The sequence below is a fragment of the Candidatus Burkholderia verschuerenii genome (assembly GCF_001189365.1).
Taxonomy (GTDB): domain Bacteria; phylum Pseudomonadota; class Gammaproteobacteria; order Burkholderiales; family Burkholderiaceae; genus Caballeronia; species Caballeronia verschuerenii.
On record NZ_LFJJ01000076.1, the window covers coordinates 1 to 23,539 of the forward strand.

Annotated in this window: 22 protein-coding genes and 1 pseudogene; 15 read left to right on the forward strand and 8 right to left on the reverse strand. The window is 62.5% G+C overall.

The window, feature by feature from the left end; translation table 11 throughout:
• Positions 1–246: 246 nt before the first annotated feature.
• The 7 genes from BVER_RS14635 to BVER_RS14665 all read left to right on the forward strand — a co-directional run bounded on the left by BVER_RS14635 (position 247) and on the right by BVER_RS14665 (position 6,417).
• On the forward strand, positions 247–1,014 hold the full coding sequence (locus tag BVER_RS14635) for a galactosyltransferase-related protein (protein WP_232316558.1): 768 nt from the start codon (positions 247–249) through the stop codon (positions 1,012–1,014).
• A gap of 193 nt (positions 1,015–1,207) precedes the next feature.
• Positions 1,208–2,500: a glutamyl-tRNA reductase gene (gene hemA, locus BVER_RS14640; protein ID WP_050453925.1), complete on the forward strand. Its 1,293-nt coding sequence runs from the start codon at positions 1,208–1,210 to the stop codon at positions 2,498–2,500.
• 118 nt (positions 2,501–2,618) lie between these two features.
• On the forward strand, positions 2,619–3,701 hold the full coding sequence (gene prfA, locus BVER_RS14645) for a peptide chain release factor 1 (protein WP_050453926.1): 1,083 nt from the start codon (positions 2,619–2,621) through the stop codon (positions 3,699–3,701).
• Positions 3,698–4,522, forward strand: coding sequence for a peptide chain release factor N(5)-glutamine methyltransferase (gene prmC, locus BVER_RS14650; protein WP_050453927.1), 825 nt, complete (start codon positions 3,698–3,700; stop codon positions 4,520–4,522). Before prfA ends, prmC begins: the two co-directional genes overlap by 4 nt.
• A gap of 77 nt (positions 4,523–4,599) precedes the next feature.
• Positions 4,600–4,911, forward strand: coding sequence for a Grx4 family monothiol glutaredoxin (gene grxD, locus BVER_RS14655; protein WP_050453928.1), 312 nt, complete (start codon positions 4,600–4,602; stop codon positions 4,909–4,911).
• Positions 4,912–4,923: 12 nt separating this feature from the next.
• Positions 4,924–5,523, forward strand: coding sequence for a UbiX family flavin prenyltransferase (locus BVER_RS14660; protein ID WP_050453946.1), 600 nt, complete (start codon positions 4,924–4,926; stop codon positions 5,521–5,523).
• Positions 5,524–5,628: 105 nt separating this feature from the next.
• On the forward strand, positions 5,629–6,417 hold the full coding sequence (locus tag BVER_RS14665) for a DODA-type extradiol aromatic ring-opening family dioxygenase (protein ID WP_050453929.1): 789 nt from the start codon (positions 5,629–5,631) through the stop codon (positions 6,415–6,417).
• Positions 6,418–6,481: 64 nt separating this feature from the next.
• Here BVER_RS14665 and BVER_RS14670 read toward each other — a convergent pair.
• A pseudogene (locus BVER_RS14670) lies at positions 6,482–7,643 on the reverse strand (APC family permease); the annotation flags it as partial.
• Positions 7,644–7,927: 284 nt separating this feature from the next.
• On the opposite strand from BVER_RS14670, the gene BVER_RS14675 reads away from it, so the two are divergent.
• Positions 7,928–8,131 carry a cold-shock protein gene (locus tag BVER_RS14675; RefSeq protein ID WP_050453930.1) on the forward strand — a complete coding sequence of 68 codons (204 nt, stop codon included), beginning with the start codon at positions 7,928–7,930 and terminating at the stop codon, positions 8,129–8,131.
• Between the two features lie 88 nt (positions 8,132–8,219).
• On the opposite strand, the gene BVER_RS14680 is transcribed toward BVER_RS14675, so the two are convergent.
• Positions 8,220–9,470, reverse strand: coding sequence for an Hsp70 family protein (locus BVER_RS14680; protein WP_050453931.1), 1,251 nt, complete (start codon positions 9,468–9,470; stop codon positions 8,220–8,222).
• A gap of 202 nt (positions 9,471–9,672) precedes the next feature.
• Here BVER_RS14680 and BVER_RS14685 point away from each other — a divergent pair, with 202 nt between their 5' ends.
• Positions 9,673–11,157: an MFS transporter gene (locus tag BVER_RS14685; RefSeq protein WP_050453947.1), complete on the forward strand. Its 1,485-nt coding sequence runs from the start codon at positions 9,673–9,675 to the stop codon at positions 11,155–11,157.
• 6 nt (positions 11,158–11,163) lie between these two features.
• Here BVER_RS14685 and BVER_RS14690 read toward each other — a convergent pair whose 3' ends face one another.
• A complete protein-coding gene (locus BVER_RS14690; protein ID WP_050453932.1) occupies positions 11,164–11,760 on the reverse strand; it encodes a nitroreductase family protein in 597 nt (198 codons plus the stop codon).
• A 103-nt stretch (positions 11,761–11,863) separates the two neighbouring features.
• Positions 11,864–13,165, reverse strand: a complete 1,302-nt coding sequence (locus BVER_RS14695; RefSeq protein WP_050453933.1) for an MFS transporter — start codon at positions 13,163–13,165, stop codon at positions 11,864–11,866.
• A 119-nt stretch (positions 13,166–13,284) separates the two neighbouring features.
• Between BVER_RS14695 and BVER_RS14700 the strand changes: the two genes are divergently transcribed.
• The gene (locus BVER_RS14700; RefSeq protein WP_083452197.1) at positions 13,285–13,932 is read left to right on the forward strand and encodes a TetR/AcrR family transcriptional regulator; all 648 of its coding nucleotides are present in this window, start codon (positions 13,285–13,287) and stop codon (positions 13,930–13,932) included.
• Positions 13,929–14,483, forward strand: a complete 555-nt coding sequence (locus tag BVER_RS14705; protein WP_050453935.1) for a DUF1415 domain-containing protein — start codon at positions 13,929–13,931, stop codon at positions 14,481–14,483. Before BVER_RS14700 ends, BVER_RS14705 begins: the two co-directional genes overlap by 4 nt.
• On the opposite strand, the gene BVER_RS14710 is transcribed toward BVER_RS14705, so the two are convergent.
• Positions 14,484–15,353 (reverse strand): class I SAM-dependent methyltransferase, encoded by an 870-nt coding sequence (locus BVER_RS14710; RefSeq protein ID WP_050453936.1) that lies wholly within the window; start codon positions 15,351–15,353, stop codon positions 14,484–14,486.
• Between the two features lie 378 nt (positions 15,354–15,731).
• Between BVER_RS14710 and BVER_RS14715 the strand changes: the two genes are divergently transcribed.
• The gene (locus BVER_RS14715; protein ID WP_050453937.1) at positions 15,732–16,052 is read left to right on the forward strand and encodes a hypothetical protein; all 321 of its coding nucleotides are present in this window, start codon (positions 15,732–15,734) and stop codon (positions 16,050–16,052) included.
• Positions 16,053–16,100: 48 nt separating this feature from the next.
• Here the strand turns inward: BVER_RS14715 and BVER_RS14720 are convergent, their stop codons facing one another.
• Positions 16,101–16,799, reverse strand: coding sequence for a FadR/GntR family transcriptional regulator (locus tag BVER_RS14720; RefSeq protein WP_050453938.1), 699 nt, complete (start codon positions 16,797–16,799; stop codon positions 16,101–16,103).
• 226 nt (positions 16,800–17,025) lie between these two features.
• On the opposite strand from BVER_RS14720, the gene BVER_RS14725 reads away from it, so the two are divergent.
• The 3 genes from BVER_RS14725 to BVER_RS14735 all read left to right on the forward strand — a co-directional run bounded on the left by BVER_RS14725 (position 17,026) and on the right by BVER_RS14735 (position 21,087).
• Entirely contained in the window at positions 17,026–18,156 is a 1,131-nt protein-coding gene (locus BVER_RS14725) for a mannitol dehydrogenase family protein (protein WP_050453939.1), read from the forward strand.
• Positions 18,157–18,255: 99 nt separating this feature from the next.
• Complete coding sequence (locus BVER_RS14730; protein ID WP_050453940.1) at positions 18,256–19,536, forward strand: MFS transporter; 1,281 nt, start codon at positions 18,256–18,258, stop codon at positions 19,534–19,536.
• Positions 19,537–19,545: 9 nt separating this feature from the next.
• Positions 19,546–21,087: a UxaA family hydrolase gene (locus BVER_RS14735; protein WP_050453941.1), complete on the forward strand. Its 1,542-nt coding sequence runs from the start codon at positions 19,546–19,548 to the stop codon at positions 21,085–21,087.
• Between the two features lie 3 nt (positions 21,088–21,090).
• Here the strand turns inward: BVER_RS14735 and BVER_RS14740 are convergent, their stop codons facing one another.
• Complete coding sequence (locus BVER_RS14740; protein ID WP_083452198.1) at positions 21,091–21,678, reverse strand: plasmid pRiA4b ORF-3 family protein; 588 nt, start codon at positions 21,676–21,678, stop codon at positions 21,091–21,093.
• 37 nt (positions 21,679–21,715) lie between these two features.
• The gene (locus BVER_RS14745) at positions 21,716–23,350 is read right to left on the reverse strand and encodes an NAD(P)/FAD-dependent oxidoreductase (protein WP_050453944.1); all 1,635 of its coding nucleotides are present in this window, start codon (positions 23,348–23,350) and stop codon (positions 21,716–21,718) included.
• Positions 23,351–23,539 lie beyond the last annotated feature (189 nt).

Consider the following 23,539-nt stretch of genomic DNA (forward strand, 5'->3'; position numbering starts at 1 on the left):
CTCAACGTCATGCCTCAACCTCTACTCGTGCGCTGCAGACCTGGCTGAGATGTGCGTTTACGTCTGCACCAGACTGCGTCGTCGGGTCCATTCCGGCAAATTCAATTTTGCAGGCCAGACTATTTAGGGCGGTTCCGATTTACATCGCGCCCCAAGATTGTCGCCCACATGCAAATCTCGCGTTTTTCGGAATATCAAGTCATGAGCGAATCCAGCCTAATCCCCCTCGGTGGCCTCGAGTTCATCGTGACTTACCGTGGCGCCACGCAGGAGCGGCGCGACAATCTGCGCGGCGTTCTACGGCATTTGAATCGCACTTATACGGATTACACGCTTTATCTGATCGAAGCCGATAAAGCGCCGACTTTCCACTGGAGCGAAATCGGCGACGAAAAAATCCGCCATGTATTCGTTTATGACGATGGTCCGTTTCCAAAAGCGAAACTCTGCAATCTCGCCGTGAAAATGTGCAGCACCGAAACCATCTGTTTTCACGACGCGGATATGATCGCCAATCCGTATCATTTTCCGCTGTGCGTGAATGCAGTCAGACACGGTACGGCGAGCGACGCGCTCTGCCCCTTCCTGAGGGTGTTGAACGTGAACGGCGAGCTGCGCGAGCAATTTATCGCCAACGGCGATTACGACCTGCTCAAACCGTATCTCGGCGAAGCGGTGCCGGAAAGCATGGAAGTGCTGTACGAAAACACGCCGGGCGCCATCGTGCTGTTCAAGCGCGCCGCGTACATTCGCATCGGCGGCTACGATCCGCGCTTTATCGGCTGGGGCGGCGAAGACGACGACCTGCTCACGCGCGCGCAACGCCTCGGCCTGCGTTGGCATTCGGTCCCCAATCCCGACGCCGCGCTGTTTCATTTGCACCACGATTCCACTTCCCGGCTCGAAGCTGTCGCCTCGGCGCAACGCAACCGCGATACCGCCGCCGAAACACGCGCCATTTCCGACGAAGAACTCGCCGCCCGAACCGCCGAACTGGTGAAATACTTCGCCTGACGCCGCTGCGGTCGATTGTCGCGCTCGGCTGTATCGCCCGCCGAGCCGCGCCGAATGTGCCGAATGCGCCGCGCTCCGGTCCGTCCCCGAATGCCGCGTATAAATGAACGGAAGCGCAAAACGCTATAATATTGGACTATCTGAAAGGCCATCAGCTTAGGCCTAAAGAATTAGCTCAGCATAAGCCCAATACATGCAGCTCCTCACGATCGGAATCAACCACCACACTGCGCCTGTCGCTCTGCGCGAACGCGTGGCGTTTCCGCTCGAACAGTTGAAGCCCGCGCTGGGCGCGCTGAAGGATATCTGGCTCGGCCCGCTGGCCAAGGCATCGCCCGAGGCGGCGATCCTTTCGACTTGCAACCGCACCGAACTCTACTGCGCCACGGACGATTCCGCCGCGCGCGAAGCCGCCATCCAGTGGCTGTCGAAGTATCACAACATTCCGGTTCCCGAACTCGCGCCGCACGTCTATGCGTTGCCGCAGTCGGAAGCCGTGCGTCACGCGTTTCGTGTCGCGTCGGGCCTCGATTCGATGGTGCTCGGCGAAACGCAAATCGTCGGACAAATGAAGGATGCGGTGCGTACCGCGTCCGAAGCCGGCGCGCTCGGCACATATTTGAACCAGTTGTTTCAGCGCACTTTCGCCGTCGCCAAGGAAGTCCGCACGACGACGGAAATCGGGGCGCAATCGGTGTCGATGGCCGCTGCCGCCGTGCGTCTCGCGCAGCGCATTTTCGAGAACATTTCCGGTCAGCGCGTGCTGTTTATCGGCGCGGGCGAAATGATCGAGCTCTGCGCGACGCATTTCGCCGCGCAAAATCCGCGTGAACTGGTCGTCGCGAACCGCACGGCCGAGCGCGGCGAAAAGCTCGCGGAACGCTTCAACGGACGCGCCATTCCGCTGTCGGAACTGCCTACCCGTATGCACGAGTTCGACATCATCGTGTCGTGCACGGCGTCGACGCTGCCGATCATCGGGCTCGGCGCGGTGGAGCGTGCGGTGCGCGCGCGTCGCCATCGGCCGATTTTCATGGTCGATCTGGCCGTGCCGCGCGATATCGAGCCGGAAGTCGGCAATCTTCAGGACGTGTTTCTCTACACCGTCGACGATCTCGGCGCGATCGTGCGCGAAGGCAACGCATCGCGGCAGGCGGCGGTCGCGCAGGCCGAATCGATCATCGAGACGCGCGTCGCGAATTTCATGCAATGGCTGGATGCGCGCAGCATCGTGCCGGTCATTCGTCACATGCACACGCAGGCCGATGCGCTGCGTCGCGCCGAAGTCGAACGCGCCCGCAAGATGCTCGCGCGCGGCGACGATCCGGCAGTCGTGCTCGAAGCGCTGTCGCAGGCGCTAACCAACAAGCTGATCCACGGTCCCACGCACGCGCTCAATCGCGCGAGCAGCGAGGAACGCAGCCAGCTCATCGACTTGATGAGCGGTTTTTACCGCCACGGCGCGGATAAAACGTCCGATCGTTAGCGGCGTCCTTCTTGCTATTCTCAAATGCTTCCCGCGTCTAATTAAGCGCGCGCGGAAGTCTCCCCGATTCGCAGTTTCTACGGAGCCCGAAGCTCCGCATTTGCCTGAATAACGCCCGATGAAAACGAGCATGCAAAGCAAGCTCGACCAGCTTGCAAAACGGCAGGTCGATCTCAACGAATTGTTGAGCCGTGAAGACGTGACCGCCGACATGGACCAATACCGCAAGCTCACGCGCGAGCACGCGGAAATCAGCCCGATCGTCGAGCAATACGCGCTGTGGAAACAGGCGCTCAACGACGAAGCGACCGCGCAGGAACTGGTCTCCGATCCGTCGATGCGCGATTTCGCCGAAGAGGAAATCGGCGAGGCGCGCGAGCGCATGACGCAGATCGAGCACGATCTGCAGATGATGCTGCTGCCGAAGGACCCGAACGACGACCGCAATATCTTTATCGAAATTCGCGCGGGCACGGGCGGCGACGAATCCGCGCTGTTCGCGGGCGATCTGCTGCGCATGTATCTGCGTTACGCGGAACGGAATCGCTGGACGGCGGAAACGATGTCGGAAAGCGTCTCCGATCTCGGCGGCTACAAGGAAGTGATCGTGCGGATCGCGGGACAAGGCGCGTTTTCGCGGCTGAAGTTCGAATCGGGCGGGCATCGCGTGCAGCGGGTGCCGGCGACGGAAACGCAGGGGCGCATCCACACGTCGGCGTGTACGGTCGCCGTCATGCCGGAAGCCGATGAAATCAGCGAAGTCGTGATCAATCCGGCGGATTTGCGCATCGACACGTTTCGCGCGTCGGGCGCGGGCGGACAGCACATCAACAAGACCGATTCCGCCGTGCGCGTGACGCACTTGCCGACGGGCATCGTCGTGGAATGTCAGGACGACCGCTCGCAGCACAAGAATAAGGATCGCGCGCTGAAGGTGCTGGCCGCGCGCATCAAGGACAAGCAGTATCACGAGCAGCACGCGAAGGAAGCCGCGACGCGCAAGAGTCTGATCGGCTCGGGCGACCGTTCGGAACGCATCCGCACGTACAACTTCCCGCAAGGGCGCATGACGGATCACCGGATCAATCTCACGCTCTATAAGCTCGAATACATCATGGACGGCGATATCGACGAACTGATCGCCGCGCTCGTCTCCGAGCATCAGGCGGAACTGCTGGCGGCGCTCGGGGAAACCGAGTGAGCAACGTAGCCGATCTGCTGCGCGCATCGGAATTGCCGCCGCTCGAAGCGCGCATTCTGCTGATGCACGTGCTCGGCTGGCGTCGCACGGAGCTGATCACGCGCGATCACGAGGCGCTGTCAGACGACGCCGTCGCGCGATTCGCAGCGCTCGCGGCGCGCCGCGCGGCAGGCGTTCCGATCGCGCAACTCACCGGCAGGCGCGAGTTCTTCGGGCTCGACTTCGACGTAACGCCGGACGTGCTGATCCCGCGTCCGGAAACCGAATTGCTGGTGGAAATCGCGCTCGATCTGATCGCGGATACGCCGAACGCGCGCGTGCTCGATCTCGGCACGGGAACCGGCGCGATCGCCGTTTCGATCGCGCATGCGCGGCAGGATGCGCGTGTGTGGGCGGTCGATCGCTCGACAAAAGCGCTCGACGTCGCGCGCGGGAACGCCGCGCGTCTGCTGGACGCGAACAACGTGACCTTCGTCGAAAGCGACTGGACCGCGAAGCTCGATCCGTCGCTGCTATTCGAGGCGATCGTCAGCAATCCGCCGTATATCGCGAGCGACGATCCGCATCTCGAACAAGGCGATTTGCGCTTCGAGCCGCGCGGCGCGCTCACCGACGACGCCGACGGTTTATCCGCGATCCGCGCGATCATCGAACGCGCGCCGTTCATGCTCGCGAAAAACGGCTCGCTGTGGCTCGAGCACGGCTACGATCAGGCCGACGCGGTGCGCCGTCTGCTGCAGGCGCGCGGCTTCACCGAAGTCCATTCCAAGCGCGATCTCGCCGACATCGAACGCACGACCGGCGGCGTCTTCACGGCCTGACTGCGTCAGCCCGTCACAGCGAATTCCGCTATCATTTCAACAGTCAACCCCACCGAATATTCAAGCGCAGGTACTTTATGGATACGCAAGAACGCATCAAGCAAATCGTCGATCAAAACCCGGTCGTGCTCTTCATGAAGGGCAGCGCGCAGTTTCCGATGTGCGGCTTCTCGGGCCGCGCCATTCAGGTGCTGAAGGCGTGCGGCGTCGACCAGATCATGACCGTGAACGTGCTGGAAGATGACGGCATCCGTCAGGGCATCAAGGAATTCTCGAACTGGCCGACCATTCCGCAGCTTTATGTGAACGGCGAATTTATCGGCGGCTCGGACATCATGATGGAGATGTATCAGTCGGGCGAACTGCAACAGCTTTTCGCCGCCGCGTAATTTCTCTTGCAAGTGAATGCGCCCGCCGCAGCAAAGCGACGGCTGATCGTCGCCATCACCGGAGCCACGGGCGCCATCTACGGCGTGCGTCTGCTCGAGAGGTTGCGCAAGTTGGGCGGCGTCGAGACGCATCTGCTCGTCTCGAGCGCCGGCTGGCTCAATATCCAGCACGAACTCGAACTCGATCGCAGCGCGGTTCACGCGCTCGCCGATGTCGTTCATAACGTGCGCGATGTGGGCGCGAGCATCGCGTCCGGTTCCTTCGTGACCGACGGCATGGTCATCGCGCCCTGCTCGATGCGCACGCTCGCCAGCGTCGCGCACGGTCTCTCCGACAATCTCATCACCCGCGCCGCCGATGTCGTGCTGAAGGAACGCCGCCGTCTCGTGCTGCTTGTGCGCGAAACGCCGCTCAACCTCGCGCATCTGCGCAATATGACGTCGGTGACGGAAATGGGCGGCGTGATTTTTCCGCCGCTGCCGGCGTTTTATCAAAAGCCCGCGACGATCGACGAGATGGTCGATCACACCGTCGAGCGCGTCATCGACCTGTTCGGCGTGGCGCTGCCGGTGACGCACGCCTGGCAAGGCATGCGTGGCGAGGCCGATTAGCGTCATTAGCAACAGGCAGGACACAATCCGTTGCCGCGCGCGCCCTTTATCAACGCGGCGCGCGGCCTTATCTTCGATGGCAGATCAACGCATTCCTACACTGCCATGAACCGACTTCCTACCGTTTTCATTTCCCACGGCGCGCCGACGCTGCCGATCGACCCGTCGATGCCGTCGGCCGAATTCGCCTCGCTCGCGAACGAATTGCCGCGCCCCGACGCCATCCTGATGCTGTCCGCGCACTGGGGCACCGCGCAGCCGGTCGCCAGCGTCGCGACGCAGCCGGAGACGATCCACGATTTCTACGGCTTTCCGCGTGCGTTGTACGAGTTGCGCTATCCCGCGCCGGGCGCGCCGGATGTCGCGCCGCGTCGCGCGGCGGCGGCGCTGGTGCGCCACGGCGTGTCCGCGTCGACGACCGAGCATGGCCTCGATCATGGCGCGTGGGTGCCGCTGCTGCTGATGTTCCCCAACGCCGACGTGCCCGTCGCGCAGTTGTCGATCCAGCCGCGCCTCGACGCCGCGCATCATTTCGCGATGGGCCGCGCGCTGCGCGATCTGCGCGACGACGGCGTGATGATCGTCGGCTCCGGCCAGATCACGCATAACCTGCGCATGGCCGATTTCGGCGCGCGCCCGGAAGACGCCGATCCGCGCGTGTCCGAATTCACCGACTGGTTCGAGGATCGCATGCGCGCACGCGATATCGACGCCCTGCTCGACTATCGCGCCCGCGCGTCGCACGCCGCGCTGATGCATCCGACCGACGAACATTTGCTGCCGGTGTTCAGCGCGCTCGGCGCGGCATCGGACGATTATCGGCTGGGCATTCAGTCGCTCGGCACTTACCAGCGCGCGCTGGCGATGACCAACTACGTCTTCACGGACGCCTGAGCGCGCAAAAAAACCCGCCTGATCGCTCGGGCGGGTTTTGTCGATTTCGACACTCAGCGAAGCATTACGCGCCGACTTCGTTGACGATGTCCTCGTGGCTTTCGCGCTCTTCGAGATAACTCGTGCGATAGCCCGTGTGCACGCCCCAGTAGTAGAACAACCAGCGCGAGCACGGCGACGGCGGCCATATCCCAGCCGTAGGGCAGCACGCCGCTGCCGCCGAATTCATGGCTGCCGATGCGCGACATCACCGCCATCGACGGCAGATAGGCGATCAGCCACCACGCGGCCTTCAGATCCTTGCCCCAGCCCGCGAAACCCGTCTTGCCCTGAAAGTAGAAATACACCGGCAGCGCGACGACCATCAGCAGGATGATTTCGCCGGTCAGCGGCCACTTCGCCCAGTACAGCACCAGCGACGCGCAGACGAACGCGAACGGCGCGACCAGACCCATCAGCGGAATATTGACCGGGCGATCCAGATCGGGCGCGGCGCAGCGACATCAGGCTGACCGGGCCGGTCAAATACGAAATGACCGTTGCGACCAAAATCACCGCCGCCAGCGTGCCCCATCCTCGGAAGAAGAACAGGAACACGAAGGACACGAACAGGTTGAACCACATCGCCTGACGCGGCACGCCGTAGAACGGATGCACGTTGCCGAACATCTTCGGCATCGTGTTGTTACGCTCCATCGCGTAGATCATGCGCGTGGTCGTCACCATGTAGGTCGTGCCGGTGCCGCTCGGACTGACGAACGCGTCGACGTACAGCAGCACCGCGAGCCAGTTCAGATTGAGCGCCAGCGCCAGTTCGGCGAACGGCGACGCGAAGTTGAAATGCGACCAGCCCTTGGCGACATCGGCGGGATTCACCGCGCCGATATACGCGATCTGCAGCAGCACGTAGATGACGAGCGCCAGCAGAATCGAGCCGATCACGGCGAACGGAATGCTCCGCGACGGATTGCGCGCCTCGCCCGCCAGATTCACCGGGCTCTGAAAACCGTTGAAGCTGAACACGATGCCGCTCGTCGCGACCGCCGTCAGCACGGCCGGCCAGCCGTACGGCGCGAAGGTCGACGCCGTGCCGAAATTCTCCGAATGAAATCCGGTGATGATCAGACCGGCGATGGTCGCGCCCGGAATCAGGAACTTGAACACCCCGTGATCGCCGAATTGGCGCGCGCGAACACCTTCACGCCCCAATAATTCAGCAGGAAATAGAAAGATGGTGTGGATGCGTATCGTCAGCTTAAATCAAGGCAAAGTTGAAAAAATCGTAAGAATTCGCAACGCTATCTCGATATACCCCCTCAGATGAGTCGGAAATTATTTGACCGCGAAAACGATTCGCCGTATAAAGCTTCTTGCAGGATTTCAAGTGGCGAGTGTTGGTTCTTTCGTAGGTTCGCCATCTCGGTATTCCGGTTGGTCCCATTGCCCCTTCCTTGATTTTCCGCACCCCGGGCTTCGGCCTATATTCATCCTTTTTTTTGGAATAAGTAACATGGAAACCGGTACCGTCAAGTGGTTCAATGACGCAAAGGGCTTTGGCTTCATCACTCCGGATGGCGGCGGCGAAGATCTGTTCGCGCACTTCTCGGAAATCCGCATCGAAGGCTTCAAGACGCTTCAGGAAAACCAAAAGGTTTCCTACGAAGTGAAGACTGGCCCGAAGGGCAAGCAAGCTGCGAACATCAAGCCGGCCTAAGCTTTAAGTCTTAGACCCGCTCAAGGTTCACGAAAAAACCCCGCCTAGGCGGGGTTTTTTCATTGGCGCTGCGGATTCGGAAGACGGATCACGCGAAGACGCGTTGCGCGTAAATGCCGAGGCCCGTCGCGACGCTCGCCAGCCGGTCGCCGAAGACCGCTTTCGCGCCCGGAAAAGCCGCCGCCAGCGCGTCGGAGAGGAAGCGCAGGCCGGTGGTGCCGCCGGTGAAGTAGATCGCGCCGACATCCGCTTCCGCGACGCCCGCCATCTTCACCGTTTCGCGTGCCGATCCGACGATACGCTTCGTTTCGTCGCGCCCGGCCTCGATCAGCTTCTGCTCGTCGAACTGCACGCGCAGCGCTTCTTCCACCTCTTCCATGTCGATTTCGGTGACGCCGCCAGCCGATACGTCGATCTTCGCTTCTTCGGCGTGCGCGGTCAGCGCGTGCCCGAGGCGGCGCTCGACGACGCGAATCAGCCGGTCGTGGAAATGCGTGTCGGGATAGAGGTGGCGCATCAACTGCAACTCGCTGACGCGCTTGGGCGTGTAGACCGTGTTGATCAGATGCCACGTCGCCAGGTCGAAATACACGCGATTCGGCACTTCGCGCCCTTGCGGATCGAGCGTCTGATAGCCGAGTTCGCGCAGAATGGTCGTCAGCTCGACGCGCCGGTCGAAGTCCGTGCCAGCCACATGCACGCCGTGATGCGCCAGCACATCGCCCTTGCGCTCCAGATGACGCGCGCGATCCGGCCCCACGCGCACCAGCGAAAAGTCCGACGTACCGCCGCCGATATCCGCGACCAGCACGAGCCCTTCCTCGGTGAGGCTTTTCTCGTAGTCGAAGGCGGCCGCGATCGGTTCGTACTGGAAGTGGATCTCGCGCAGCCCGACGGCATGCGCGCACGCTTCGAGCTGCTTCTGGGCGAGATGATCGGCCTTCGGGTCGTCGTCGACGAAGAACACCGGGCGGCCCAGCACCGCGCGCGTCAGCGGCTCGGGAGCGAGCACTTGCGCCTTCTGCTTCAGATGCTGAAGGAACAGCGTGATCACGTCGGTGTACTTGATCGCGGAACCGTCGCCGAGATCGGTACTCTGATCGGCGAGCGGCGAGCCGAGGATGCTCTTCATCGAGCGCATCAGACGGCCGTCGAAACCGTCGATGTAAGACTCGAGCGCGGCCCGGCCGTACGACTGGTTATCCTCGTCGGTATTGAAGAAGACGGCGGTGGGGAGCGTAACGGCGTCGCCCTCGACGGGCGCAAGCCGGATCTTCAGGCCATCGGGCAGGGCAACGGCAGAATTCGACGTGCCGAAATCGATCGCACAGTAGGTCATGGCGTCAGGCGGCGCGCGGAAAATCTCGCCGCATTCGAAAGAAGATCGCGTTTTTATCACGTACCGCGAGGTGCATCAACCGCGATCGGAATTAAACAACCGCCGGGTTCGTTCGACAAAAGCGGAACGGGACTTGCTGTCCAGCGGCATTCTTCGGAAACAACGACGTGCGCCAGTGCAGCACGATGCGCGCCTAAACCCAATGAGCGATACGACGACGACGCAGGAAAAGCAATCGAACGAGCGCGGAACGCCGCGGGACGTCATCGAAACCGACCTGCCCGGCCGTCTCGACCGGCTGCCGTGGGGGCGCTTTCACACGCTGATCGTGTTCGCGCTCGGCATCACCTGGCTGCTCGATGGGCTGGAAGTGACGCTGGCTGGCGCGGTGGCGAGCGCGCTGAAGGCGAGTCCCGCGCTGCAGTTTTCCAACGCGGATGTCGGGATTGCGGGGAGCGCGTATATCGCGGGCGCGATGCTCGGCGCGCTCGGTTTCGGCTGGCTGACCGACCGGCTCGGGCGTCGCAAGCTGTTTTTCATCACGCTGTTTCTGTATGTCGCCGCGACCGCCGCGACGGCGTTTTCGTGGAATCTCGCGTCGTTCGTGCTGTTCCGCTTTCTGACCGGCGCGGGCATCGGCGGCGAATATACGGCCATCAATTCGACGATTCAGGAATTCACGCCCGCGAGACTTCGCGGCTGGACCGATCTCGCGATCAACGGCACGTTCTGGGTCGGCGCGGGCATCGGCGCGGCGGGATCGCTCGTGCTTCTCGATCCGGGGATGCTGCCGCCCGACTGGGGCTGGCGCGCGTGCTTTCTGATCGGCGCGGCGCTCGGACTGACGATTCTGTTCATGCGGATGTGGGTGCCGGAAAGTCCGCGCTGGCTGATCACGCACAATCAGGTCGACGAGGCGCGGCAGATCGTCGAGGACATCGAAGGGCACTTTCGCGAGCACGGCGTCGAGATTCCCGATACGCCGGTCAAGCCGCTGCGGCTGAAGGCGCGTGACAGCACGCCGCTCGGCAAAGTCTTCCATGCGCTGTTCAACACGCATCGGCGGCGCTCGCTCGTCGGGCTGATGCTGATGACCGCGCAGGCGTTCTTCTACAACGCGATCTTCTTCACGTACGCGCTCGTGCTGACAGATTTCTACAAGGTGCCGGGCGATCACATCGGCTGGTACGTGCTGCCGTTCACGGCGGGGAATTTTCTCGGGCCGGTGCTGCTCGGCAAACTGTTCGACGTGATCGGGCGTCGCCGCATGATCGCGTTCACCTACGCGATTTCCGGCGTGCTGCTGACCATCAGCGGCTGGATATTCATGGAAGGCATGCTCACCGTGACGACGCAGACCATCGCGTGGATGGTGATTTTCTTCTTCGCGTCGGCGGCGGCGAGTTCGGCGTATCTGACCGTCAGCGAAACCTTTCCGCTCGAAATCCGCGCGCTGGCGATCGCCGTGTTCTACGCCTTCGGCACGGCGCTCGGCGGCATCATCGGGCCGACGCTGTTCGGCCATCTGATCGACACGCACGAGCGCGGCGCGGTGTTCATCGGCTATCTGATCGGCTCGGGATTGATGCTCGCGGCGGCGATCGTCGCGGGCATCTGGGGCATCGCGGCGGAGCGCAAGTCGCTGGAAGACGTCGCGCGGCCGCTTTCCGCCGCCGACGAGCACTGACGTCCGTTACTCGAAGGATTGATTCCACGCGCCTTCGAACGCCGTTTCGCCGAGCGGCTTGCGGGTGCGCGGCGCGGATTCGCGTTCGCGCAGCGCTTCGTCGAGCGCGTTCGCATCGCCGTAATGGCCGATGGCGATCATCGCGATCAGTTGCATATCGTCGGGAATCGAAAACGCGCGGCGGAACGCGTCGCGGTCGAAGCCGCCCATCTGATGCGTCACCAGCCCGAGCGCGTGGGCTTGCAGCACCAGCGCCATCGCGGCCGCGCCGGTATCGTAGGTCGCGGTCTTGCCGGGCTCGCCCTTCGGCGTGAGCGTGGCCGCCGCGACGCTGATCAGCACCGGAACATGCGCGTTCCACTTCTGGTTCATCGGCATGAGCGTGTCGAACGCGCGCTGAAACGCGGCTTCGTCGCGCTGGCGATCGAACACGATAAAGCGCCACGGCTGCAGATTATTCGACGACGGCGCCCAGCGCGCCGCCTCCAGCACGGTATGCAATTGCGCGCGATCGACCGGCCGGTCGGAAAACGCGCGCGGGCTCCAGCGGCCGGAGAACAGTTCGTGGATATCGACGTCGGTGGGAGCGGGTTTCGCTGTCATGGCGTGAGTCCTTGTCTGCGTGTCTGGGAAGCGATCGGCGAAAAGCGTGCGCCGTTCGATCCGACAAGGATAAACAAGGATGCGAGCGCCCGCAGCCGGGCGCTCAACCGCTTTCGATTCCGTTCAGGTCGCCGCGACGCCCACCGATCCGCGCGCGATTGATCCGCAACACGGTCACCGCCGCGACGAGGCACAGGCCGCCGGAGATCATTGTTGCGACGGTGTAGCTGCCGAGGCTCGAGCGCAGCATGCCGCCGCCGAGCGCCGCGAACGCCGCGCCCAGCTGATGCCCCGCCACCACCCAGCCGAACACGATCGGCGCGGACTCCCGGCCGTAGACGTCGGTGGCGAGCCGCACGGTCGGCGGCACGGTGGCGATCCAGTCCAAGCCGTAGAACACGGCGAACAGCGGCAGCCCGAAAAAGTCGATGCCGAACGCATACGGCAGATAGATCAGCGACAGGCCGCGCAGCCCGTAGTACCAGAACAGCAGAAAGCGCGCGTTGAAGCGATCGGACAGCCAGCCCGACAGCGTCGTGCCGAACAGATCGAAGATGCCCATCGTGGCGAGCAGCGTCGCGCCCTGAACCTGCGTCATGCCGTAGTCCGAGCACATCGCGATCAGATGCGTGCCGACGTAACCGTTCGTGCTCGCGCCGCAGACGAAGAAGCTGAAGAACAGCAGCCAGAAATCGCGCGTCTTGCTGGCCATCGCGAGCGTGCCGAACGCGACCTTGATCGGATTCTTCGGCGCGGGCGCGGGACCGGCGGGTGCATCGGCGGTTTCGCCAACCGGGCGCAGACCGACCGTCGCCGGACGCTCGGGCAGCAGCCACGCCACCAGCGGCAGCACGACGACCGCCGCCGCCGCGACCACGAACACGACCGGCCGCCAGCCGTGATGCTCCGAAATCGACGCCAGAAACGGCAGGAATACAAGCTGGCCGGTTGCCGAACTGGCGGTGAGAATGCCCATCGCGAGGCCGCGATGCGTCGTGAACCAGCGATTCACCACCGTCGCCGACAACGTAAGCGCCGCGACGCCCGTCGCGCTGCCGACCATCACGCCCCAGACCAGCACCATCTGCCACGGCTGCGTCATCATCGACGACAGGGCGACGCCCGCCGCCAGCGTCGCGAGCGCGACGAGCACGGTCGGACGCACGCCGAAACGCTGCATCGCGGCGGCCGCGAACGGGCCGGCGAGACCGTACAGCGCGAGATTGATCGAGATGGCGAGCGAGATCGTGCCTCGGCTCCAGCCGAACTGCTGTTCGAGCGGCAGCATCATCACGCTCGGCGTGGCACGCGTGCCGGCGACCGCGAGCAACACGAAAAACACCACGCCGACCGTGATCCACCCGTAATGCATCCGGCCGTCCAGCCGTCTCGCCACCCAGTTCATCGCCGCTCCGTTCGTTGGATTCGCACGCTTCGTTACCGATCGGTAACAAGTAGAGTTGCGAGCTTAGTGACTGCTCGGTAACATGTCAAGCACGCAGCACAATCTCGAGGACTCTCACTGTGACACGATCATCCGCCGATCAGCCTAAAGCCCCTGCCCGGCGCAGTGTACGCACGGACGGCGCGACCGCGCAGGCGCAGTTGCTCGACGCCGCGCAGGAGTTGTTTTATCGCGACGGCGTCCGCGCCATCGGCGTCGATGCGGTCGTCGAGCGCGCGGGCGTCAACAAGATGAGTCTCTACCGGCGCTTCGCGTCGAAGGAGGAACTCGTCGCCGCGTATCTGGATCGCATGCAGGATCGATTCGAAGGACGTTTCGAGGCGAGCGTCGCGATGCATCCCGACGATCCCCGCGCGCAACTCGTGCAGGCGTTCGACGATCTGGTGAAACGCGCGTCCGCGCCCGATTATCGCGGCTGTCCGTTTCTGAACGTATCGTGCGAATTCGGCGATCCGGCGCATCCGGCGCGACGGGCGGCGACGCGCAACAAGACCTATCTGCTGACGCGGCTGACCGAGATCGGCGCGGCGGCGGACGTCGCCAATCCGCGCGAACTGGCCGAATCGCTGGCCTTGCTGGTGGACGGCATCTACGCGACCAGCCAGACTTACGGCCCGGGCTCCGGTCCGATGCTCGCCGCGCCACGCATCGCGCGCGCGCTCATCGACGCGGCCCTTTTATCGAAACACGCTCAGGAAAACTCATGAATGACCGCTGTACCCGCGATGAAGTGATCGCGGCCACCGAGCATTGGCTCACGCGCGCGGTGATCGGACTGAATCTGTGCCCGTTCGCCAAGAGCGTGCATGTGAAGGGACAAATCCGCTACGTGGTGAGCGAGGCGCGCGGCGTCGAGGATGTCGTCGTCGAACTGACGGACGAACTGCGTCTGCTGCGCGATTCCGACCCGCAAAAGCTCGACACCACGCTGTTCATCACGCCTGACGCCTTCGCGGATTTCGCCGATTACAACGACGCGCTGTTTTTCGCCGAGCGCCTGCTCGATCAGCTCAAGCTCGCGGGCGAATTGCAGATCGCGAGTTTCCATCCGGACTATCGCTTCGAAGGCACCGAACCGGACGACCTCAGCAATTACACGAATCGCGCGCCGTATCCGATCTTCCATTTGTTGCGCGAAGCAAGCATCGATCGCGCGGTGGCTGCCTTTCCCGATGCCGCCGATATCTACGAACGCAATATTGAAACGCTGGAGCGCCTCGGCCGCGACGGCTTCGACGCGTGGATGAACAAACGCTGATCAGTGCGTGAAGAAGCGCTCGCGCAGTTCGTCGAGCCCGAGCGTTTCGAGCACGTCCGACAGCCGCTGCGCGGGCCGTCCGCGCGGCAAGTCCTTGAACTGGGCGATGATCAGCTCGTTTTTCATCGAGTGCTCCCAGCCGACCAGTTCCGTCACGCTGACCTGATAACCGTGCGATTCGAGTTGCAGGCAGCGCAGCACGTTGGTGATCTGACTGCCGAATTCGCGCGTATGCAGCGGATGCCGCCACATTTCCGTCAGCACGTTCCTCGACAGCGACTGGCCCTTGTTCTTGCGCAGCACCGACGCCACTTCCGCCTGACAGCACGGCACCACGACGATGTATTGCGCCTTCTTCTGGAGAGCGAAGTAGATGGCGTCGTCGGTCGCGGTATTGCACGCGTGCAGCGCCGTGACGACATCGATCGTTTCGGGCAACCGGTCCGAGAGCGTCGATTCGGCGACCGACAGGTTCAAAAACGACATCCCGTCGAAACCGAGTCGCTTTGCCAATTCTTCGGACTTTTTTACCAGTTCCTCGCGGGTTTCGATTCCGTAGATGTGTGACCGATCGCGCAGACTCTTAAAGAACAGATCGAAGAGAATAAACCCAAGATATGACTTGCCTGCGCCGTGGTCGACGAGCGATACGGAACCCTGGCGCGCATGCACATCGGCGAGAAGCGGTTCGATGAACTGATAAAGGTGATAGACCTGTTTCAGTTTTCGACGGCTGTCCTGATTCATCTTGCCGTCGCGCGTGAGGATATGAAGCTCCTTCAGCAGTTCGATCGATTGGCCTGGACGGACGTCGTGTTTGGCAGAGGGATCGGGCAAACCCGAATCCGGCGCGGAGGACTTCCTGGTCATCTTGAGTTGAGTTATCAAAAAGGCGGGGCTTGTTTGCGCTGAATGTGCGCTAACCGCTGGTTCTGCTGTCGAGAAAGGGGAAGTTTAACCAAAAGCGCGAAGACGCTCTCGTTCCGGACATCGTTCAGTCGGTGAATGCGAGCAGCAGTGACATGGAACAGAAAGTGCATCGCCGCCGATGAGGCCATTGGAACAGGCGATACCCATGTGGCCCCCATGGCCGCGTGCCGATGTACGGAAGCAGGAGCAACAAGCAGGCAGCGAGAAGCGTTTCGACATGGATAGCGAGATGTCGCGCCCGCTCTGGCTTGTTACGTAACACCTAACGCACAGCGCGGCGATGCGACTCGCCGGCGCCATGATCAAGAGAGGACGGCGATGGATGCGATCCCAGATAAAAAAGCAGAAAAGAAGTTTCAAGAGATGCTCACGGCTCTGACCTCGATGCCTGCCTGGACCGAAAAGCAGCAGCTCGAACTCGAGATGGCGCGAGAGATTTCCGTAGAAATGTTGCGTCTCTCCGAATCGATGCGCGACGGTTCCACCGATATCGAATCGTGCCTGACCATGCTGAAGTACGCCAAGGTGATGGATTTCGTCCTCACGACGCTCGCTTCGCGCCGTGAAATCGCGCCGCAGACGCTGCGCGTGATCTTCAAGCTCGCGGGCCTGAAGGTCGACGAGGCGTATCCCGGCTGACGCGAACCGCTGTGAATTGCCGGCCCGTCGTGCGCGACCGGGTCGGCGTCAGTTTTTCTTGCGCGTCATGAGCCGTTCCCCCGATTTGCGCATATGCCGCTGCATGGCCGCCTGAGCCTGCACCGGATCGCGCGCTTCCAGCGCTTCCAGTATTTCGCGGTGTTCGCCGAGCGCCGCCGCCCAGGTTTCCTCTCCCTCGAAATGCCCTCGCAACGTCGACGACAGCGGACTGTGCCGCTCGTCGTACAGGTTGCCGACCGTACGCGCCAGTACGTCGTTGCCCGACATCTGCGCGATCGCGACGTGAAATGCACGATCGGCGGCCATCGGCACCTGGCCGTTGTCGACTTCGCGCGCCATCGTCTCGTAGAGCGCGCGTAGCGTTTTCAGCGCCTTGGGCTTGGCGAACGGCGCGACGCTCGCCGCGATCGCGCCTTCGATCACGCTGCGCGCGTTCATGATCTCAATCGGGCTCTCGCCCAGTTCCACTTCCGTGCTCGCGGGTTTGACCGTGGGCGTCGCGACGATGTACACGCCCGATCCCATGCGGATTTCGACGCGCCCTTCCAGTTCCAGCGCGACGAGCGCCTCGCGCACGGAGGGCCGCGACACGCCGAGCGTCTGCGCGAGTTCGCGCTCAGAAGGCAGGCGTCCGTTGGGCGCGAAGTCCTGCTGCTCGATCAGTCCTCGCAATTTGTCGGCGATCTGGAGATATAGACGACGCGTTTCGGCGGGTTTGACGCTCAAGGGCGATCTCCTGCTCTGTCTCGGGGAAAACGTGGATTGTAATCAACCGAAGGGTTGACGCACCGTGGGACGGGCGTTTCGCGTTTCGGGCGCGCTTACAAGTGGCTTGACCAATTCCATTTCCAGACACTAGTATGCATTCTGGTAAGGCCAGGTGGCGCAATTTTTTTGTGTCGATCTGGAACCGTTCCCAAACAACAAACGCCCCCACAATTCGCCGCAGACGATGAGCAATCCGATTCTCCAGTTCGGCACCAGCCGGTTCCTGCAGGCGCACGTCGACTTCTTCGTCACCGAAGCCGCGCGACGCGATCCGGCGACCGCGCTCGGCAAGATCACCGTCGTGCAGACGACGTCCAGCGCCGACAGCCGCGCGCGCATCGACGCGCTGCGCGCGACGGGCCGTTATCCGGTGCGCATTCGCGGTCTTGAGCGCGACGAAACCGTCGATACGACCATCGAATGCGACGCGATCACCGAAGCGCTGCACGCCGACGAGGATTGGCCGCTGCTGCTCGAACGCGTCTCGCGCGATGTGAAAGTTATCGTCTCGAACACCGCCGACGCCGGTTACGCCCTCTTCCTCTTCCCCGACGACACCGCCGATCTGCTCGACGGCACGCGCACGCCGCGCAGCTTCGCGGCGAAGCTCGCGGTGCTGCTGCATGCTCGCCATAGCGCGGGCGGCGCGCCGATCACGCTGCTGCCGTGCGAGCTCGTCTCGCGCAACGGCGACACGCTGCGCGATCTGGTGATCGGCGTGGCGCGCGGCTGGAACGCCGACGACGCGTTCATCGCGTATCTGACGAACGGCTGCGTGTGGGTCAATTCGCTGGTCGATCGCATCGTGTCGGAGCCGATTCAGCCGGTCGGCGCGATCGCCGAGCCTTACGCGCTGTGGGCCATCGAACGGCAGGCGGGCATGACGCTGCCGTGCGAGCACGAGGATATCGTCGTCACGGACGATCTCGCGCATTTCGAGCGGCTCAAGCTGCTGCTGCTGAACCTCGGCCACACGATGCTCGCGGAAATCTGGCGCACGCGCTCAGGCGCCGCCGACATGACCGTGCTCGACGCGATGCGCGTTCCGTCCTACCGCGAGCCGCTCGAAGCCACCTGGAACGACGAAGTGCTGCCGGTGTTCATCGCGCTCGGCAAGGGCGATGTCGCCGCCGATTATCTCGCCAGCGTCCGCGATCGTTTCGAGAATCCGTTCCTCGTCCACAAGCTCGCGGATATCGCGCGCAATCACGACGAGAAAAAGGGACGGCGCTTCGGTCCGGTTATCGAACTGGCGCGCGAACTGAAGCTCGACATCGAACAAAAGCGTCTGCGCGACGCACTCGAATCCGCCTGAAGAAGAGGATCGACCGGTTTTCGAATCACGACGCGCCGCGCCGGCATCGCGGTCGAAGTCGACAAATGACATGCCGCCCCATCACGGAGGAGACAAGACATGCGCAAAATGCGTTGGGTAGTGATATTTCTGGCGTTTCTCGCCATCGCGATCAATTACATCGATCGCGCGAATCTGGCCGTCGCCGCGCCGCAGATCGAGAAGGCGCTCGGCATCGGCCCGGCGGAAATGGGCTTTATCCTGAGCGGCTTCTTCTGGACTTACGCGCTGATGCAGATGCCGTTCGGCTGGTTCGTCGATCGCGTCGGCGCGCGCATCGCGCTGCCGCTGGCGGTCGGCTGGTGGTCGGTGTTCACGGCGCTGACGGCCGTGACGACGAGCGTCGCGGGCATGTTCGGCTGCCGCCTGATGCTCGGCGTCGGCAAAGCGGGCGCGTATCCGTCGTGCGCGAAACTTGTGTCGCAATGGTTCAAGCCGGAGCAGCGCGCGTTCGCAACGAGTATCTTCGATAGCGGCTCGCGCGTCGGCTCGGCGCTGTCGATTCCGGTCGTCGCGCTGATCATCAGCACGTTCGGCTGGGAAGCGTCGTTCATCATCACCGGCGTGCTGGGCGCAGTGTGGATTCTCGGCTGGTTCGCGATCTACTGGAACAAGTCGAAAGGCGATCTGACCGGCGAAACCGATGTCGCGCCGATTCCCGTCGCGCCGAAGAACAAGGTCTCGTGGGGCTCGCTGTTCAAGTACCGCACGCTGTGGGGCATGATGCTCGGCTTCTTCTGCCTGAACTTCGTGATCTACTTTTTCATTACGTGGTTTCCGAGCTATCTGGTGCAGGCGCACGGTTTCTCGCTGAAGTCGCTCGGCACGCTCGGCACCATTCCCGCGCTGATGTCGATTCCGGGCGGCTGGCTCGGCGGCTGGGTGTCGGATTCGCTGTATCGGCGCGGCTGGAGCCTGACGGCGGCGCGCAAGACCTGCATGGTCGGCGGCATGCTGCTGTCGTCGGTGATCACGCTGTGCGCGTTCGTCACCAATATCTATCTGATGCTGATGTTCTTCGGCATCGCGTACGGCAGTCTCGCGTTCGCGGCGGCGTCGATCTGGTCGCTGCCCAGCGACGTCGCGCCGACGCCGGATCACGTCGCGTCGATCGGCGGGATTCAGAATTTCGCGTCGAATCTGGCGGGCATCGTCATCACGACCTTCACCGGCGTGATGCTCGCGATCACCAAGGGTTCGTTCGTGATTCCGCTGTGCGTCGCGGGCGGCTTCTGCTTTCTCGGCGCATTCAGCTATCTTGTGATTGTCGGCAAGATCGAGCCGCTCAACAAAGCCGACGAAGAAGCGCGCGCCGACAATCGCGCTCCGTCCACCATTTAAAAAACCATCATGTCCACCACATCCACCGACCATGCGGTCATCCGGCTGCATCCCAAGGACGATGTCGTCATCGCGACGCGTCAATTGCTCTCCGGCGCGCGCATCGCGTCGGAGGATCTCGTCGTCGCCGGGCTGATTCCGCCGGAACACAAAATCGCGACGCGGACGATTCGCGCGGGCGAACCCGTGAAGCGCTACAACCAGATCATCGGCGTGGCGAAAGAGGACATCGCGCGCGGGCAGCACGTCCACACGCACAATCTGTCGATGGCCGATTTCAAGCGCGAGCACGAGTTCGGCATCGACAAGCATCCGACCCCGTTCGTCGATGCGCCCGCGACCTTCATGGGCATTCGCCGCGCCGACGGCCGCGTGGCGACGCGCAATTTCGTCGGCGTGCTGACGAGCGTGAACTGCTCGGCGACGGTCGCGCGCGCGATTGCCGATCATTTCCGGCGCGACGTGCATCCGGAAGCGCTGGCGGCGTATCCGAACGTCGATGGCGTGATCGCGCTGACGCATGGAATCGGCTGCGGCATCGACATGAAGGGCGAAGGCATCAATATTCTGCGACGCACGCTGGCGGGTTACGCGGTGCATCCGAACTTTCATTCGGTGCTGTTCGTCGGTCTCGGATGCGAGACGAATCAGATTTCGGGCGTGCTCGAATCGGGCGGCCTGAAGGACGGCGAAAAGCTGCGCAGCTTCACGATTCAGGATAGCGGCGGCACGCGCAAGACCATCGAACGCGGCATTGCGATGGTCGAGGAAATGCTCGCGGATGCGAACAGCGTGCAGCGCGAACCGGTGCCGGCGTCGCATATTATCGTCGGCTTGCAGTGCGGCGGTTCGGATGGATATTCGGGCATTTCGGCGAATCCGGCGCTGGGCGCGGCCGTCGATAAACTCGTCGCGCACGGCGGCACGGCGATTTTGTCGGAGACGCCGGAAGTCTACGGCGCGGAACATTTGCTGACGCGGCGCGCGGTGAGTCGCGAGGTCGGCGAAAAGCTGCTGACGCGCATCAAGTGGTGGGAAGCCTACTGCGAGCGCAACGGCGCGGCGATGGACAACAATCCGTCGGCGGGCAACAAGGTCGGCGGCCTGACGACGATTCTCGAAAAGTCGCTCGGCGCGGTCGCGAAGGGCGGCACGACGAATCTGGTCGAAGTGTACGAGTACGCGCAGCGCATCGACGCGAAGGGCTTCGTCTTCATGGATTCGCCCGGCTACGATCCGATGTCGGCGACGGGGCAAGTCGCATCGGGCGCGAATCTGATCTGCTTCACGACGGGACGCGGTTCGGCTTATGGCTGCGCGCCGTCGCCTTCGCTCAAGCTCGCGACGAATACCGCGCTGTGGGAGCGGCAGGAAGAGGACATGGATATCAACTGCGGCGGCGTGATCGACGGCACCGCGACGATCGATCAGTTAGGCGACGAAATCTTCCAGATGATGCTGGATTGCGCGTCGGGCGTGGCCTCGAAGAGCGAGATTCACGGGTACGGGCAGAGTGAATTCGTGCCGTGGCAGGTGGGTGTGGTGACGTGATGATCAGAGCTCGACGGCAACCAGTTTCTGGCTGACGACAATCGGATCGAAGGCTTTCGGATCGAAGCCTTCGCCGCGCCATTCGATCATGTGCTTATGATTTTCGTTGCTCGGGTCCGCTATCGCCGCCAGGTAATCGGCGTAGCCATACGCGCCGCCGACATCTTCCGGTGGGCATGCATTCCGGCCCGCGATGCAACGCGGCCAACGCACCTCCGTATCGGCGGCCAATACCTTCTCCACGGTGATGCTGTGATGCCAGTCGTCGCCGAAATCGTAGTTATAGTTGAATGACCTGAGCGAGCCGAGCGCCTGATCAAGCGTGAACTCCGTCTGGTCAAGAGGCTGAAGCTCGTCGGGGTAGTCCGGATCGGGAACGCCGTACGACCTGCCACCAAAAGTGAACAGATGGAGGTGATAGTCCTCCCAACCCATCACGATCTGCAAGACGGTGTGCAGCTTCGACAACGAAATCGATCCTGGAACGATGAATCGCCGCCAGACCGATGGCTTGACGTTTAGCAGATCAATACGCATCTCGTAAATCGCTGCCGGTGCCGAACGCTCTGACTGTTTTCGTGATTTCGCCAATTCGATCAGCCTCTACGTTGCGTTTGTCGATCCCTTCTTAAGCTGTCGCCGCGTGCTGGCTCATCATGTTCAGCGCGACGGCTTCCGCGACTTCGATTCCATCGATCGCCGCCGAGTAAATGCCGCCCGCATAGCCCGCGCCCTCGCCCGCCGGATACAAACCTTCGACGTTCACGCTCTGATAATCGTCCTTGCGACGCACGCGCAGCGGCGAGGACGTGCGCGTTTCGACGCCGGTCAGGACGGCATCGTGCATCGCGAAGCCTTTGATCTTCTTGTCGATTTCCGGCAAGCCTTCGCGGATGGCTTCGATCACGTAATCGGGCAGCGCGGTACTCAGATCGGTCGGCTTCACGCCCGGTTTGTACGATGGCACGACCGAGCCGAGCGACGTCGACGCGCGACCCGCGATGAAATCGCCGACAAGCTGACCCGGCGCACAGTAATCGCCGCCGCCGAGCTCGAACGCGCGCTCTTCCCACTTACGCTGAAAATCGATGCCGGCGAGCGGTCCGCCCGGATAATCTTCCGGCATGATCCCCACGACAATGCCCGCGTTCGCGTTGCGTTCCGCGCGCGAGTACTGGCTCATGCCATTGGTCACGACGCGCCCCGGCTCCGATGCCGCCGCGACCACGGTCCCGCCCGGACACATGCAGAAACTGTAGACGGAGCGTCCGTTACTGCAGTGATACACGACCTTGTAGTCCGCCGCGCCGAGGCGCTCGTGTCCCGCGAACGTGCCGAAGCGCGCCCGATCGATCACACCCTGCGGATGCTCGATGCGAAATCCGAGCGAAAACGGCTTCGCCTCCATATAGACGCCGCGTTGATGCAGCATCTCGAAGGTATCGCGCGCGCTGTGACCGACGGCCAGCACGACGTGATCGCACCGAAGCGTTTCGCCCGTCGAAAGCTTGAGACTGCGCACTTTGCCATCGTCGATATCGATATCCTCGACGCGATGCTGGAACCGCACTTCTCCACCGAGCTGGTGGATTTGCGCGCGCATCTTCTCGACCATGCTGACGAGTCGAAACGTGCCGATATGCGGACGGCTCAGAAACAGAATATCGTCGGGCGCGCCGGCTTTGACGAACTCGTCGAGCACTTTGCGCCCGTAGTGTTTCGAGTCCTTGATCTGGCTATAGAGCTTGCCGTCCGAGAACGTACCCGCGCCGCCCTCACCGAACAGCACGTTCGATTCGGGATTCAGCTCGTTTTTTCGCCACAGGCCCCACGTGTCCTTCGTCCGCTCGCGCACCGCTTTTCCGCGCTCGAGGATGATCGGCCGAAAGCCCATCTGCGCCAGAATCAGGCCGGCGAACAGTCCACACGGCCCCATGCCGATGACGACGGGACGCGGCTGCGTCGAACGCTCCGGCGCACGCGCGACGAAGCGATACGCCATATCCGGCGTCACGCCGCAATGCGGATGCGGGTGCGCTTGCAGTCGCTCGAGCACAGCGGCTTCGTCCGTCAACTCGACATCGATGATGTAGTTCAGCTTGATGTCGGCTTTCTTGCGCGCGTCGTGCGCCCGTCGAAACACGTCGAAGCGCACCAGCCGATTCGGCTCGACGCCGATCTCTTTCAGACGCGCGATGACCGAGGGCTCGATGGCCTCATCGGGATGGTCGAGCGGGAGCTTGATTTCGCTTAGACGTAGCATGGGAATCCGGCGGCTCAAGCCGCGCGCAATATTCGAAGGGAGATTTTAGCGCTTGGCGATAGGTAGTCGGCCCTTCAGAATTAGTCGAAGTCAAGGGTGGCAAGGGGCCGCCGGAAGATCGTGTTTCCCAGAACTCCCAGAAGCAATATTGATCTGAATGGTTTCCTGGGAGTTTGGAACTTCGCCGAT

Coding starts and splice junctions, on each gene's coding strand:
- BVER_RS14665 (WP_050453929.1), top strand. CDS start 5,629: ATGAACCGACTTCCTACCGTTTTCATTTCCCACGGCGCGCCGACGCTG.
- BVER_RS14725 (WP_050453939.1), top strand. CDS start 17,026: ATGAGCAATCCGATTCTCCAGTTCGGCACCAGCCGGTTCCTGCAGGCG.
- BVER_RS14675 (WP_050453930.1), top strand. CDS start 7,928: ATGGAAACCGGTACCGTCAAGTGGTTCAATGACGCAAAGGGCTTTGGC.
- BVER_RS14715 (WP_050453937.1), top strand. CDS start 15,732: ATGGATGCGATCCCAGATAAAAAAGCAGAAAAGAAGTTTCAAGAGATG.
- grxD (WP_050453928.1), top strand. CDS start 4,600: ATGGATACGCAAGAACGCATCAAGCAAATCGTCGATCAAAACCCGGTC.
- BVER_RS14710 (WP_050453936.1), bottom strand. CDS start 15,353: ATGACCAGGAAGTCCTCCGCGCCGGATTCGGGTTTGCCCGATCCCTCT.
- BVER_RS14695 (WP_050453933.1), bottom strand. CDS start 13,165: ATGAACTGGGTGGCGAGACGGCTGGACGGCCGGATGCATTACGGGTGG.
- BVER_RS14705 (WP_050453935.1), top strand. CDS start 13,929: ATGAATGACCGCTGTACCCGCGATGAAGTGATCGCGGCCACCGAGCAT.
- BVER_RS14690 (WP_050453932.1), bottom strand. CDS start 11,760: ATGACAGCGAAACCCGCTCCCACCGACGTCGATATCCACGAACTGTTC.
- BVER_RS14730 (WP_050453940.1), top strand. CDS start 18,256: ATGCGCAAAATGCGTTGGGTAGTGATATTTCTGGCGTTTCTCGCCATC.
- BVER_RS14685 (WP_050453947.1), top strand. CDS start 9,673: ATGAGCGATACGACGACGACGCAGGAAAAGCAATCGAACGAGCGCGGA.
- BVER_RS14745 (WP_050453944.1), bottom strand. CDS start 23,350: ATGCTACGTCTAAGCGAAATCAAGCTCCCGCTCGACCATCCCGATGAG.
- BVER_RS14680 (WP_050453931.1), bottom strand. CDS start 9,470: ATGACCTACTGTGCGATCGATTTCGGCACGTCGAATTCTGCCGTTGCC.
- prfA (WP_050453926.1), top strand. CDS start 2,619: ATGAAAACGAGCATGCAAAGCAAGCTCGACCAGCTTGCAAAACGGCAG.
- BVER_RS14735 (WP_050453941.1), top strand. CDS start 19,546: ATGTCCACCACATCCACCGACCATGCGGTCATCCGGCTGCATCCCAAG.
- hemA (WP_050453925.1), top strand. CDS start 1,208: ATGCAGCTCCTCACGATCGGAATCAACCACCACACTGCGCCTGTCGCT.